This is a genomic window from Paenibacillus sp. R14(2021) (assembly GCF_019431355.1).
Lineage (GTDB): Bacteria > Bacillota > Bacilli > Paenibacillales > Paenibacillaceae > Paenibacillus_Z.
Genome location: NZ_CP080269.1, coordinates 1,130,048 through 1,143,820, shown reverse-complemented (window position 1 = coordinate 1,143,820; position 13,773 = coordinate 1,130,048). Strand labels below are relative to the sequence as shown.

Genomic DNA, 13,773 nt, shown 5'->3' with positions numbered 1-13,773 from the left:
CATTTGAAACATAATAGTCCTGTACAGTGCATTGAAAATGTTGATGAATACAGCTCGAGCTGCTGTATAAATTAGAATATGGAGTGTGAACCATGGGAAAGTTTGATGGAAAAGTAGCTGTAATAACAGGTGGTACGAGCGGTATTGGTCTTGCAACAGCGCAGCAGTTTGTTCATGAAGGTGCGCATGTTTTTATTACGGGACGCAGACAAAGCGAATTGGATGCGGCGGAGAAGCTGATCGGGAAGAATGTTACTGGCGTTCAAGGCGATATTTCCAAATTGGAAGATTTGGATAGACTATACGAAGTAGTCAAGCAAGAGAAGGGGAAACTAGATATTCTCTTCGCAAATGCCGGCGTTGGATCTATGCTTCCACTGGGCGAAATTACGGAGGAGCATTATTATAAAACATTCGATGTTAATGTGAAAGGCACGATATTCACGGTTCAAAAGGCATTGCCCTTGTTTCCGGACAAAGCAGGATCCATCATCCTGACGGGGTCCACGGCCGGTTCCATTGGAGACCCCGCATTCAGTGTCTATGGTGCAACGAAGGCTGCAATAAGGCAGCTGGCACGCAACTGGATCCTCGATCTAAAAGGCACTGGCATGCGTCTAAACGTCATAAGTCCTGGATTCGTTCATACGCCTGCTTATGATGATTTGTTCGGAGCTGGAATCGATCAAGTCCTTGAGCATGCCAAGACCGTAACTCCACTCGGCAGAGTGGGAACCGTTGAAGAAATCGCAAATGCCGTGTTGTTCCTTGCCTCTAACGAAAGCAGCTATGTAAATGGTATTGAATTATTCGTGGATGGTGGAACTGCGCAAATTTAATTCGGAGATATTTCACCGATAGTCATTATGATCTTCAAATGATGGAGGAAATAAATTGTCTATTACAAACCAACAAGTCGTATTGAACATTCGATTCAAAACAAAACCCGGTAAAAAAGAGGAATTCCGTGAGCAATTGTCATCGCTTATTCAAGTGATGTCGGCCGAAGAAGCATTCGTAAGCGCAATTCTGTCTGATGACTTGGATCAACCGGATGACTTGATCATCTATGAAATTTGGCAGGGAACAAGGGACAGCTGGTTGCAGGAGGAATTCCCGAGATCGTATCGCAAGGATTACGAAGGAACCTTGGGCCAATTAATTGAAGACCGCAGCGTCACCTGGTTAGAACCGAAAGGAGAATGGGGAAGCCAACTTACCCATGCACAAAGCAAGTAACCTTCAGGAAGCAATAACGAAGTAATTTCTTGATTAAAGGGAAACGTTCACGTACGTTTCCCTTTTTTACATGGAGGGAACTTCTATCTTTTATCCGATGCAGTTAATTGGCTTAGAACAACTCAGTAGAAGAGAGCGAATCACTAATACAGCATCGCTTCACTGAATTGCTCTCGCAAATATTAGATTTATATTAATAGATTTGCCTTAACGCGTAGAAGGCTATTCAAAATTGGAGTTGGTGCATCAAATATGAAAACATATTACTGCGACCTGGAAGTTTCGATGGAGGTTATCGGAGGGAAATGGAAAGGGCTGATATTGTTCTATTTGATAAAAGGCCCGAAACGGACAAGTGAGCTAAAGCGCCTTATGCCGGGTGTCACTCAAAAGATGCTCATTCAAACGCTCAGAGAATTAGAAATCGACGGACTTATTCATAGAAAAATATATAATCAAGTACCTCCGAAAGTCGAATATTCCACTACTGAACTTGGTCAATCGCTTGAACCCATTTTGAGAGGGCTATGCAAATGGGGTGAAAATTATGCGGGTATTTCATTTGATCAGGAAGAGTACCGAATTTTGCATATCGAATAAGAGGAAGATTCAAAGCGCGATCTAGAAAACATCAAGCGGTGTAAAATAGGGGCTGACCAAAGTCACTCGACTTTTTGGTCAGTCCCTATTTTGGCAGATTTCGATTTAGTTAATGGCATTAAATATGTGAGTATTTCGCGAATTGCTTCTGATATTTCTTCTCGAGTCCGACGGATATGAGATGAAATCCGAGGATGAACACGATATAAGCGGAGAGAGGGAAGAATATTACCCATGGATAGATATCCAAATTGCTTCTTGCTTGACCGATCAGACCGCTCCATTCGTTCGTACGGCTCATATATTCAATGGGATCGAAGAGCATCTTAGTGCCGCCGACGAAGATATTAAATATGGCTAATTGTCCGAACAAGCCAAGTGTAAGTACGACTTCCTGCACGAACAATATCGTGAAGTTTTCCTTCAGATGGGGGAAGATGTGCGATCGAATAATCGTCCAATGACTGGCGCCGATCGATTTAGCCGAAAGGACGAATTGCTTCTCCCTAATAAGCGTCGCTTTCTCCTTGATCGAGGCAGCTACCGACGGAATGCCTAGAATGGTCATAATAAGCGTAAGGATGAACGTCATCCATATTGCAGTCGACTTCGGATTCATTGTAAAGCCGATCATAATCATCCATACGATGATAAAGACCGGAATGCCGTTCAATACATTCCAGATCGTAAACCGTCCGCCGCGATTCGTCTGGACCTTGCCGAAGTAGCCGAGAATCAGGCCTAACATTCCACCAATCAGTACTCGCGCAAAAGCAACGCCGACAGCACCCAAAATCGTAAAACGCGCACCGTCCAATAGTTTCGCGAGCAAGTCGTAGCCGTATTTGTCTGTTCCGAACAGGTAGTCTCCGTTTGGCGGCGAAGGCGGTACGACCAACACGCCGTTGGTATAGCTGACTTCCAGATGTTCGTTCAAATCATGCCAGTAGACATATTTTCCGAAGAAAGAAGCCGCAATCATGAGAATCGTAATGAGCAGTCCTGCAAATAACGTTTTATTCATCTTGCAAACACCTTCTCCCAGCCGAATAATAGCCCTCGAAGCAGCGCATAAACGATGGCATAGAGCACCAGCAGCGTCAGTATGCCATTCACGACCAGACTGTATTGGTAGCCTTGGCTTGCAAATGCATTGGAGAACACAAGCAGCGTAACACCGCCGACATTATACAAATACTCAAAGATAAAGAGGTTGCCGAATAGAATCCCCATGAATTTATGCAGATCCGCTTTAACGAAGGGCAGCACATTCGGAAGCGCATGATGGAAGATGATGTACGTTTTGCCAAGTCCACGGGCTTTGGCGAAATTAATATAATCCTCGGTGAACGTGTGACTCATTTGAAGCGCGACATTGCGAACCATATAGTTGGCGGGGATAATGACCGCGGATAGGAGCGGAAGCGCAATTGCCGGTTCATCAACCGATAAGCTTCCAATTTGAAAGAGCACGATGCCCGTTTCGGATGCGATAAACACGATAAGAAATTGCAGCAGGAGCACAATGACGAAATCCGGCAGGACACCTGTCAATTCCAAAATGCGTTTAAGCCAATCCGCACGAGTAACTGCAACATAGATTCCAAGCAGAATACCAACGGTTACGCCGATTACAGCCCCGACCACCATATAGATGAGTGTTACCATGAAGCTGCGGCCAATCTCAGCCCAGAACGATAATTCGGTTTTACCTGCGAGGTAATGAAAAGACGCTCCTGTCCCGATGCCCGACAAGTAAGCTCGAATGCTTTCAAAGCCGCCAGCCCAGTTCACATGCAGAATACCTTCGTACACATCGGAATGAAGCACGGCGGGGAACATGGCGAAGAGGAGGACGAACAATATTATTCCTGGCAAAGCCAGTGTAATTTGGAGCACTTTCGACATGCAGGTACTTCCTTTCAATCAGAGTTTCATAGGTTTATTCTATCAAGTATAGCCGCTGAGTTTAAAAATTTAAATACTTGATGCTATGCCGATTGAAAAGAAGAGTGGGTTGTAAAGCGCCATTCATGCTCCGAATACGTTATATGGGACGCTCGCTTTAATCGAAAATGGACAACAATGACCTGTTCAAGCAGTAATCGATCATGAATAATAAGAGTAAAACTAACAACTGGAAGGACGAGCCGTTATGGATAATGAGAAACTCATCGCTCAGTTTTTAAAGCTTACGCGCAGCACGAAATGGGAGCAAAATGCGAAGATTGATCTGCAATTTAACAATTACCATTCGCAGGGCATGGTCCGAATCGGGGAGTACTTCTATATGTCATCGGTTGAACTGCTTGAAGCACCGGTTCGCTTCGATGAAGAAATGGGTGGCCTAGACCGCTCGCCCGGCCGGGGCATTGGGCATTTGTTCGTCTTCGATGAGCAGGGGAGACTCGTGAATGCCGTGACTTTGGGCGAAGGCAGCATCTATCACCCGGGCGGCATCGATTACGACGGTACTCATATTTGGCTGCCAGTCGCCGAATACCGGCCGCACGCCTCATCGATCCTATATCGTGTGGATCCGAATACATTGGCCGTAGAGGAAGTATTCCGTTTCCATGATCATATCGGCGGTCTAGTCCGCGACGCAGGCAGGGATAGGCTGATCGGGAACAGCTGGGGGTCGCGCACATTCTATGAATGGAATGCGAATGGTGAATTGACACGTTCGAAGCGAAATTCGAGCCATTATGTCGATTATCAAGACGGCCAGTACGTCGGCAATGGCAAAATGATCGTTAGCGGCATCTCTGAGCTGCCCGTACCACAGAACATCATGCCTGGGCCATACGAGCTGGGCGGCGTTGCCCTGATCGACATCGATACCTTCGAGATCATTCATGAAGCACCAATCACGCAGTTCTCATGCCAAGGACACGTGATCACCCGCAACCCGGTCTACATCGAGAGCCGGGGAGAGGAGCTGCGCTTGTATGCCGTACCCGACGACGATACCGGGTCCCTCCTTATCTATGACACATACGATTTGAATGCAGCTCGCTAACAGCGGTCGAATTGGGATTGGATAGCCAAAACGAAAAATCGTCCTGTACGCTGCCCGCGGGGCAGTCATCAGGACGATTTTTTTGGCATATCGACAGGCTAACCAATGACCGGGAACGATCATAGATGCAATCAGTTCTGGAACAGCGGATCAACGAACACATTGAACAGTCTGTGCTTGATTTGATCGGGTGTATAGTTACGATGCTGCCGCATAAACAAGTACACATCGGGACGTACCGTCGCCATGCAGGCATCCGCCGTAAAGATCGGATCAACGATGTTGGAAGGCTGTGCCTCCGCAATTTCTTCCAATAGCTTAACAATAATGGCATGCACCGATTCATAATGCTCGGAATAGAAGGGCATGCTCTGCTGCGCCTCACTCGTATTTGCCTGGATGGCCGCAAGCACGGGGGAGTGGACCTCGAGTGATTCCAAATGGTACATAAGCACCGTTTCAAGTCGTTCCCGCTTGGATTTCTCGGTATTATTGTTCAAATACTGATACATTTTCTCGTTGTTCTGTATACAGCTTTCCCCAATCAGATCCCAGCAAAGCTCGCCTTTATTGGTGTAGCTTCTATACAACGTCCCTTGGCCGACACCGGCTTCGCGTGCGATATGTCGCATGCTGACTTGGTCAACGCCATGCTCGGCGAAGAGCATGGCAGCCTTCTTCAGTATGATTTGTCTGCGCTCTTCGGCATCCTTCCTTAACGTCCGCTCCAACATACGATTCCCCTCGCAATTCGATATCATCATTGACGTATGGACCGAGGTCCCGTCATGTTTTATTTAATCGGACGGCAGTCCACTTACGGGCATGGGTCATTGCTAGTTGCATTTATGGTAACCCATTTAGACTAGGCGGGTCAACAAGATCACAGACAGGAAGCATTAATGTTTAACCATGTTAATTGATAGGCGGAAAGGCGATCCGCGATAATCTGATCGGATATTGTACCAGTCAGCGATCTAATCACGCATGACAAATTTAAGGTGATTGGAACGATGATTAATGCCATAAATGATCGTATATCTAAATCAAATACGCGGAAAGTGGCTTCTTGTGCTGTTGGATCGAAATAGGAGAGCGTATCCAGCCGGCTTAGGGTATAATAACCGAGTACAGCTTGCAGCGGCGACATTCAGAGCTGATTCGTATAGATAAGCGACTCACTCATTCGAACGAGTATATGCCTAAGGCACAAAGGAGCTCCGATGACAACGAACCCCTCTACAAACGTAACAGGATGGAACTTTGACAATAGTTATGCACGTCTGCCGCAAACGGTTTTCACGAAGCAGGACCCGACTCCCGTGCGCAAGCCGAAACTTATCAAGCTTAACACCGCTTACGCCATTTCCCTTGGACTGAACGTCCCGGCGCTGCTGAGCGAGGAAGGAACTGCCGTTCTAGCCGGCAACCGTATCCCTGAAGGCGCATTGCCGCTGGCTCAAGCATATGCCGGTCACCAATTCGGGTATTTCAACATGCTGGGCGACGGACGCGCAATTCTGCTCGGCGAACAGATTACGCCCCAAGGTGAGCGGATTGATATTCAGCTGAAGGGCGCCGGACCAACGCCATACTCCCGCCGCGGTGATGGCCGTGCCGCGCTTGGCCCCATGCTGCGTGAATATATCATCAGCGAAGCCATGCATGCGCTTGGCATTCCTACGACTCGCAGCCTTGCGGTAACGGCGACCGGAGAAACAACCTACCGTGAGACCGCGCTGCCGGGTGCAATTCTGACTCGTGCAGCGGCGAGTCACTTGCGCGTCGGAACGTTTCAATATACGGCCAACTGGGGCACACGGGAAGATCTTCAGGCAATGGCCGATTACGCATTGCAGCGGCATTATCCGCACGCTGCAGTTGATGAGAATCCGTATCTCGCCCTGCTTCGGGAAGTGGTCAAGCGCCAAGCTGCATTGATTGCGAAGTGGCAGCTCGTTGGGTTTATCCACGGCGTCATGAACACCGACAATATGACGATAAGCGGCGAGACGATTGATTACGGTCCATGCGCGTTCATGGATGCGTATGATCCGGCTACCGTATTCAGCTCCATCGATTCGCAAGGCCGCTACGCATACGGCAACCAACCCCAAATCGCTGCTTGGAATCTCGCAAGATTCGCCGAAAGCCTGCTGCCGGTACTGGCTGAAGACGAGGAACAGGCAGTCCGCCTGGCCGAGGATGTGATCGCCGATTATACGGCGTTGTATCATCAGCACTGGCTTTCGGGCATGAGAGCGAAGCTTGGCCTCTTCAACGAAGAAGAGCAGGATGAGAAATTGATTGAGCAGCTGCTCGTTATGATGCAGACGCATCGCGCGGATTATACCAACACCTTCCGTGCCTTGACGGATGGCAAGCAGGAGGATACGGTGTTAGCCGATGATCCGGAATTTACGCTGTGGCTGGAATCATGGCAGGCGAGACTTGGCAGGCAGCCTGAAGCCGCCGCTGCCTCGCGGCAATTGATGCAGAGCAGCAATCCAGCGATTATTCCACGGAACCACCTGGTCGAGGAAGCGCTGGAAGCCGCAGAGAACGAGGAAGACTTCAGCGTGATGGATCAGCTTCTTGAAGCGCTGGCACAGCCTTATTCGCATATGCCGGAGCACGATCGATATTCGGCATTGCCTGAGCAAACAACGCGTCCTTATCGAACCTACTGCGGGACGTAACTTGATCGTCAACTGATCGTTTTAGTAGACGATCGAACCAGTAATGATCCACAGTCGAATGATGGATGTATGAGATACAGAAGTACGGAGAGTGACTTGAATGGCAAAAACGAAGGTCCCGAAAAGGCCGACTCGCGATGAATTTGTATTAGAAGAGCTTGGCAATCAATTGAGTGAGGCCTTCCAAGAGGAGTCCATAATCGTATTATCCATATGGGGGCGGGAAGAAACGGTGAAGGGACAGATCGTCACCATGGATTCCCGGACGGGTAAGGTCCATGTCGAGACCGTGGAAGGATTAGAGAAGGTTCCATTCATGGACATCATGCAAGTCAACTACCCTAGAAACTAATGGCTCAAGAATCTGACATATGCACTACTATGGGGATCCATCGTCTGTGCTGCGTTAATCGCAATCGGATGGCCTGACCTGATGGGCTTGGCGATCAGCACCCGCTTGTATGCGAAACTGCATGCATGCGGGTGCTTTTTTGTCTTCTGTTCTTGAAACCGTTTTATATCGCGGCATCTCTTGCCTGAAATCGAATAGTGTAGTAAGGGGTGTATGAAGTCGGCGCGGGACAACAACTGATGGAAGGGCGGAATGCCTCTTGGATACACATGTTTATCGCCCGAAATGCCATGTGCGCTTCGTGACGGCTGCCGCTTTATTCGACGGCCATGACGCGTCTATCAACATCATGAGACGGATTCTTCAAGCTTCCGGCGTCGAGGTTATCCATCTGGGTCATAACCGTTCTGTTGAAGAAGTGACGAGCGCGGCGATCCAGGAAGACGTGCAAGGCATTGCGATCAGCTCCTATCAGGGCGGGCATGTCGAATATTTGAGCTATATGCTCGATGTGCTGAAGCAGCGCGGGGCCGGGCACATCAAGATATTTGCGGGCGGCGGCGGCGTCATCGTCCCTTCGGAGATCAACCGCTTGCAGCAGTACGGGATCACCAGAATCTTCTCACCGGACGACGGCCGGGAGATGGGGCTCCAAGGCATGATTAATTATATGATCCAAGCCTGCGACCACGAGACGCCAAGACAGATAGAGCAAGACATAGTTTCGCTCAATGGCCGGCAATGGGGACCCGTTGCCAGGCTGATTACTCTTGCGGAAGAGCATGCCGCCATAGCGAATCCGGACGAATCAGTCGCTCAGGTGCTGGAGCAGCTGCATGTCCATGCCCCTCAGGTACCTGTAATTGGCATCACCGGAACGGGCGGAGCCGGCAAGAGCTCGCTTACCGACGAGCTGGTGCGACGGTATTTGGATCACTTCCCTCAGCGCTCCATTGCCGTGATCTCCATCGACCCGACCAAGAAGAAGTCGGGCGGCGCGCTGCTCGGCGATCGCATTCGGATGAATGCAATTGACAATCCGCGCGTATTCATGCGCAGTCTGGCGACAAGGGGTTCCAAGTCTGAAATCAGCGACGCTGCCAAGGATGCGATCGCCATCGTCAAGCATGCCGGCTACGACATGATCGTGATGGAAACAAGCGGGATCGGGCAAGGAGGAGCCGCGATCGTAGACTTATGCGATGTGTCGCTCTATGTCATGACCAGCGAATTCGGCGCGGCAACGCAGCTTGAGAAGATCGACATGATCGATTATGCGGATATTATCGCCATTAACAAATTCGAACGCCGGGGATCGGAGGATGCACTTCGAGACGTGCGCAAGCAATACAAGCGCAGCCGGCAGTGGTTTGATCTACCGGATGAAGAGCTACCCGTGTTCGGGACGATCGCCAGCCAATTCAACGATTACGGCACGACAGTGCTGTTCCATCACCTAATGAAGCTGACGGAGGCGAAAACAGGCGGAAGCTGGCCGGTCCAGCTCGACGATGCATCGCTCGCGAAATCAGGCGGCCAACGCTATCATACGATCATCCCGCCCGACCGGACCGGTTATTTAAGCGATATCGTGCAGACCATACGGCGCTGCCAGGCACTAACGGAATCGCAGACAGCGATTGCCCGGCAGATCGGGCAGCTGAAAGGGACCCGTCAGATTATTGCTTCTGGCAGCGGCAATGTGCTCGCTGGAGCCGAAGCAGTCGCCTTCATTGCAAAGCTTGATGCCATTATTGCCGATTACGAGGCAAGCTTGCATCCCGACTGCCGAATACTGCTGGAACAATGGCCGGCAGTCCAGGATACTTACCGTCAAGACCGGCTGACGCTTCGGTCAGGCGCGCAAGTATCGGTCACCGAATTGACGGTCGAATCGCTGTCAGGCAGCAGAATTCCGCGAGTCAGCCTGCCCAAATTCGAAGAAGCCGGCGATGTGCTGCGCTGGCTGATGAAGGAGAATTTGCCCGGTTATTACCCGTTTACCGCCGGCGTCTTCCCATTCAAGCGGACGCATGAGGAGCCAAAGCGGCAGTTTGCGGGGGAGGGCACGCCGGAGCGAACCAATCGGCGATTTCATTATCTCTGCCGCAGCGATGAGGCCAAGCGCCTATCCACCGCATTCGACAGCGTTACGCTGTATGGGCAGGACCCGGGCGAACGGCCGGACATTTACGGGAAGATCGGCAACAGCGGCGTTAACGTCTGCTCGCTGGACGACATGAAGAAGCTTTACGCCGGATTCGATCTATGCCATCCGTCCGTCAGCGTATCGATGACGATCAACGGCCCGGCGCCGGTGCTGCTGGCGATGTTTATGAATACGGCAATCGATCAGCAGGTCGAACGCTTCGCTGCGGAGAACGGGCGAACGCCGGATAGTGATGAATATGCGGTGATTCATGCGTCGACGCTGCAATCGGTTCGCGGCACCGTGCAGGCCGATATTCTCAAGGAGGACCAAGGGCAGAACACCTGCATTTTCAGCACCGCATTCGCCATGAAAATGATGGGCGACATGCAGCAATATTTTATCGATCATCAGATTCGCCATTACTATTCGGTCAGTATAAGCGGCTATCATATTGCCGAAGCGGGAGCTAACCCCGTTACTCAGCTGGCCTTTACGCTGGCCAATGGGTTCACGTACGTCGAATACTATTTGTCGCGCGGGATGCGGATTGATGATTTCGCGCCGAATTTGTCGTTCTTCTTCAGCAATGGGCTGGATCCAGAGTACAGCGTGATGGGGCGCGTGGCACGACGGATATGGGCGAGGGTCATCAAGCATAAGTACGGGGGGAATGAACGAAGCCAGAAGCTCAAGTATCATATTCAAACCTCCGGCCGTTCGCTGCACGCGCAGGAGATGGATTTCAACGATATACGCACGACGCTGCAGGCGCTGATGGCGATCTATGACAATTGCAATTCCCTGCATACGAATGCGTATGACGAGGCTGTCACGACGCCGACCGAAAGCTCCGTTCGCCGGGCGATGGCGATTCAACTTATTATTAACCGGGAGTTCGGATTGACCAAGAACGAGAATCCGCTGCAAGGCGCGTTCATCGTAGAGGAGCTGACCGATCTCATGGAAGAAGCCGTGTTAAAGGAATTCCAGCGTATTCATGATCGCGGAGGCGTGCTTGGCGCGATGGAAACCCAATACCAGCGGGGCAAAATCCAAGAGGAATCACTCCATTACGAGCATAAGAAGCATGCAGGCGAGCTGCCGATTATCGGCGTGAATATGTTCCTTGATCCGAATCCGAGCGAGCATCGCTACGATATTGAGCTGGCTCGTTCGACGGAAGAAGAGAAGCAGGAACAAATTCGCAATCTGCGCGCATTCCAGCTGAGGCATCAGGACAACTGCGCAGCCGCGCTTCAACGGCTGAAACAGGCAGCCCGCATGAACGGCAATCTGTTCGAAGCGTTGATGGACGTCGTGAAAACAGCTACGCTCGGTCAGATTACGAGCGCGTTATATGAGGTCGGGGGACAATATCGCCGTAATATGTAGGGCCAGCAGAGGAGGGGATTACAATGAAAATCTACACGAAATCAGGAGACAAGGGGCAAACCAGCTTAGTCTATGGGAAACGGGTGTCTAAAAATAACGTACGCGTTCATGCCTACGGGACATGCGACGAAGCGAATTCCATGATTGGTCTGGCACTCGCGGCGCTTGGTAATGGCGAGGAGTGGGCATCGTTCCGGCAGCTGCTGCAGATCGTGCAAACGAAGCTGTTCCATGTAGGTGCGGAACTGTCAACTCCGCCGCTGATTAAGGTCGCGTGGCCGATTACGGACGAGGATGTCCGTTATTTGGAGGAGCAGATCGACGAGATGGACGCAAGCCTTCCTCCATTAACGCAATTTATATTGCCTGGCGGCCATCTGTGCGGCGCTGCGCTTCATGCGGCGAGAACGATCGTTCGCCGTGCGGAACGAGCGGCCGCGCTCGTATGGAAGGAAGAGGAGATCAACCCCATTGTCCTGGCCTATTTGAACCGGCTGTCCGACCTGCTGTTCGTCGCTGCTCGCTTCGTCAATCACCTGGAAGGATGCTCTGAATCGATCCTGCATCAGGCTTATAGCGGTCCGAACAAGCAGGGCGAAGCCAACTAAATCTCGATGATAATCGGAACTATCATAGGGCGCCGTTTGGTATAGGTGTAGAGGCACTTCCCGATGGCGTCTTTAAGCGTGTTCTTATAGCTGCTCCATGTATGCGTATCTGCATCCTGCAGCTGTTTAATACAGCTAACCGCGATCCGTTGCGCTTCTTCCATGAGCCCTTCGGATTCGCGAACATAGACGAAGCCGCGCGAAATAAAATCCGGCCCCGAGACGATTTTACCATCCGACTTGGCGATGGATACGACGACGATTACGATGCCGTCCTCGGACAGCACTTTGCGGTCGCGAAGCACGATATGACCGACATCCCCGATTCCAAGTCCGTCGACAAGGGTGTTCCCGTTCGGGATTTTACGTTCTTGACGCGCCACTGAATCGGTAAGATCAACAACATCGCCGTTATTGACGATTAAGATATGTTCGGCTTCGACGCCGACAGCCTCTGCAATGAGCCGATGCTGATGGAGCATGCGATATTCGCCATGAATGGGGATAAAATATTTGGGCTTCATTAGGGTCAGCATCAGCTTCAACTCTTCTTGGCTCGCATGTCCGGAGACATGCATGCCGGTAACTGTGCCCGAACCGTAGATGACGATTGCTTTGCGTTCAAACAGCTGGTCCACGATCCGGGCGACGTTCCGCTCGTTTCCCGGAATCGGGGAGGAGGCCAGAATAACCGTATCGCCGGGAGCTACGTGGATTTGCCGATGCGCGCCGCTTGCAAGCCGGGATAGTGCGGCCATCGGCTCGCCTTGACTGCCGGTACAGAGAATGACGAGCTTATCCGGTGCATACTGCTTGACGGCATCCGCTTGGATCAGCATACCGTCAGGTACGCGCAGATAACCGAGTGAGGAAGCGATGTCTACCACATTGATCATGCTTCGACCGAGCAGAATCAGCTTGCGGTTCGTCTTCTCCGCGGCGTTGATAACCTGCTGAACCCGGTGAACGTTGGAGGCGAACGTGGACAGAAATATTTTGCCTTCGGCCTTCTTGAACGCTTCTTCGATATGCTCGCCGACGACGCGTTCGGAGGGCGTGAAGCCCGGACGTTCCGCATTCGTGCTCTCGGACAATAACGCCAGGACACCATTCGAGCCGATTTGGGCCATCTTATGAATGTCTGCGTATTGTTCGTTGACAGGCGTGAAGTCGAATTTGAAATCGCCGGTATGAACGACGGTCCCTTGCGGTGTCTCGAAGGTGATGCCAAGACAATCCGGGATGCTGTGATTCGTGCTGAAGAAGCGAACCGCAATATCACCGAGCGTTAGCGCCGAGTTTGAGTCGATGCTATGCAGCTGCGCTGTGCTGAGCAGCCCGTGCTCCTTCAGTTTGGCTTGAATGAGGCCAAGCGTTAAGCGTGTCGCGTAGATGGGTATGTTCAATTGTTTCATTACATAAGGAATGCCGCCGATATGATCCTCGTGTCCATGCGTGACGACCAAGCCCCGGATGAGCTCCCGATTTTCCAGCAAATACGTAATATCCGGAATAATGACATCGATGCCCGGCAGGCTGTCATCGGGAAATTTGGATCCGCAGTCGATGACGATGATGTCATCATTGTATTGAAGGATATACATGTTTTTTCCAATTTCATTCACGCCGCCTAGCGCAGCAATGGACAATTTGTCAACCTTTGGGCTCATACACCTTACGCTCCTCACCTGAGCAATTGACTTTGCTTG

12 protein-coding genes are annotated in these 13,773 nt (G+C 50.9%); 8 read left to right on the top strand and 4 right to left on the bottom strand.

Going from position 1 to position 13,773, the window contains the following annotated elements; genetic code table 11:
- Window positions 1-92 precede the first annotated feature (92 nt).
- The 3 genes from KXU80_RS05505 (at window position 93) to KXU80_RS05495 (ending at window position 1,839) form a co-directional block, all read left to right on the top strand.
- Complete coding sequence (locus tag KXU80_RS05505) at window positions 93-839, top strand: SDR family NAD(P)-dependent oxidoreductase (RefSeq protein WP_219837256.1); 747 nt, start codon at window positions 93-95, stop codon at window positions 837-839.
- Between the two features lie 55 nt (window positions 840-894).
- A complete protein-coding gene (locus KXU80_RS05500) occupies window positions 895-1,239 on the top strand; it encodes an antibiotic biosynthesis monooxygenase family protein (protein ID WP_258171267.1) in 345 nt (114 codons plus the stop codon).
- Between the two features lie 252 nt (window positions 1,240-1,491).
- Complete coding sequence (locus KXU80_RS05495) at window positions 1,492-1,839, top strand: winged helix-turn-helix transcriptional regulator (protein WP_219837255.1); 348 nt, start codon at window positions 1,492-1,494, stop codon at window positions 1,837-1,839.
- 118 nt (window positions 1,840-1,957) lie between these two features.
- Here KXU80_RS05495 and KXU80_RS05490 read toward each other — a convergent pair whose 3' ends face one another.
- Both KXU80_RS05490 and KXU80_RS05485 read right to left on the bottom strand, forming a co-directional pair.
- Window positions 1,958-2,863: an ABC transporter permease gene (locus KXU80_RS05490; protein WP_219837254.1), complete on the bottom strand. Its 906-nt coding sequence runs from the start codon at window positions 2,861-2,863 to the stop codon at window positions 1,958-1,960.
- Window positions 2,860-3,747 (bottom strand): ABC transporter permease subunit, encoded by an 888-nt coding sequence (locus tag KXU80_RS05485; protein ID WP_219837253.1) that lies wholly within the window; start codon window positions 3,745-3,747, stop codon window positions 2,860-2,862. Before KXU80_RS05485 ends, KXU80_RS05490 begins: the two co-directional genes overlap by 4 nt.
- 247 nt (window positions 3,748-3,994) lie before the next feature.
- On the opposite strand from KXU80_RS05485, the gene KXU80_RS05480 reads away from it, so the two are divergent.
- A complete protein-coding gene (locus KXU80_RS05480; protein ID WP_219837252.1) occupies window positions 3,995-4,861 on the top strand; it encodes a DUF6454 family protein in 867 nt (288 codons plus the stop codon).
- Between the two features lie 131 nt (window positions 4,862-4,992).
- Here the strand turns inward: KXU80_RS05480 and KXU80_RS05475 are convergent, their stop codons facing one another.
- Window positions 4,993-5,595 (bottom strand): TetR/AcrR family transcriptional regulator, encoded by a 603-nt coding sequence (locus KXU80_RS05475; RefSeq protein ID WP_219837251.1) that lies wholly within the window; start codon window positions 5,593-5,595, stop codon window positions 4,993-4,995.
- Between the two features lie 489 nt (window positions 5,596-6,084).
- On the opposite strand from KXU80_RS05475, the gene KXU80_RS05470 reads away from it, so the two are divergent.
- From KXU80_RS05470 to KXU80_RS05455, 4 genes are all read left to right on the top strand, one after another.
- Window positions 6,085-7,560 carry a protein adenylyltransferase SelO gene (locus KXU80_RS05470; RefSeq protein WP_219837250.1) on the top strand — a complete coding sequence of 492 codons (1,476 nt, stop codon included), beginning with the start codon at window positions 6,085-6,087 and terminating at the stop codon, window positions 7,558-7,560.
- A 100-nt stretch (window positions 7,561-7,660) separates the two neighbouring features.
- Window positions 7,661-7,912, top strand: coding sequence for a YolD-like family protein (locus KXU80_RS05465; protein ID WP_219837249.1), 252 nt, complete (start codon window positions 7,661-7,663; stop codon window positions 7,910-7,912).
- Window positions 7,913-8,171: 259 nt separating this feature from the next.
- Window positions 8,172-11,456, top strand: coding sequence for a fused isobutyryl-CoA mutase/GTPase IcmF (gene icmF / locus KXU80_RS05460; protein ID WP_219837248.1), 3,285 nt, complete (start codon window positions 8,172-8,174; stop codon window positions 11,454-11,456).
- A gap of 23 nt (window positions 11,457-11,479) precedes the next feature.
- On the top strand, window positions 11,480-12,064 hold the full coding sequence (locus tag KXU80_RS05455; RefSeq protein ID WP_219837247.1) for a cob(I)yrinic acid a,c-diamide adenosyltransferase: 585 nt from the start codon (window positions 11,480-11,482) through the stop codon (window positions 12,062-12,064).
- Here the strand turns inward: KXU80_RS05455 and KXU80_RS05450 are convergent.
- Complete coding sequence (locus tag KXU80_RS05450) at window positions 12,061-13,734, bottom strand: ribonuclease J (protein WP_219837246.1); 1,674 nt, start codon at window positions 13,732-13,734, stop codon at window positions 12,061-12,063. The genes KXU80_RS05455 and KXU80_RS05450 overlap by 4 nt on opposite strands.
- Window positions 13,735-13,773 lie beyond the last annotated feature (39 nt).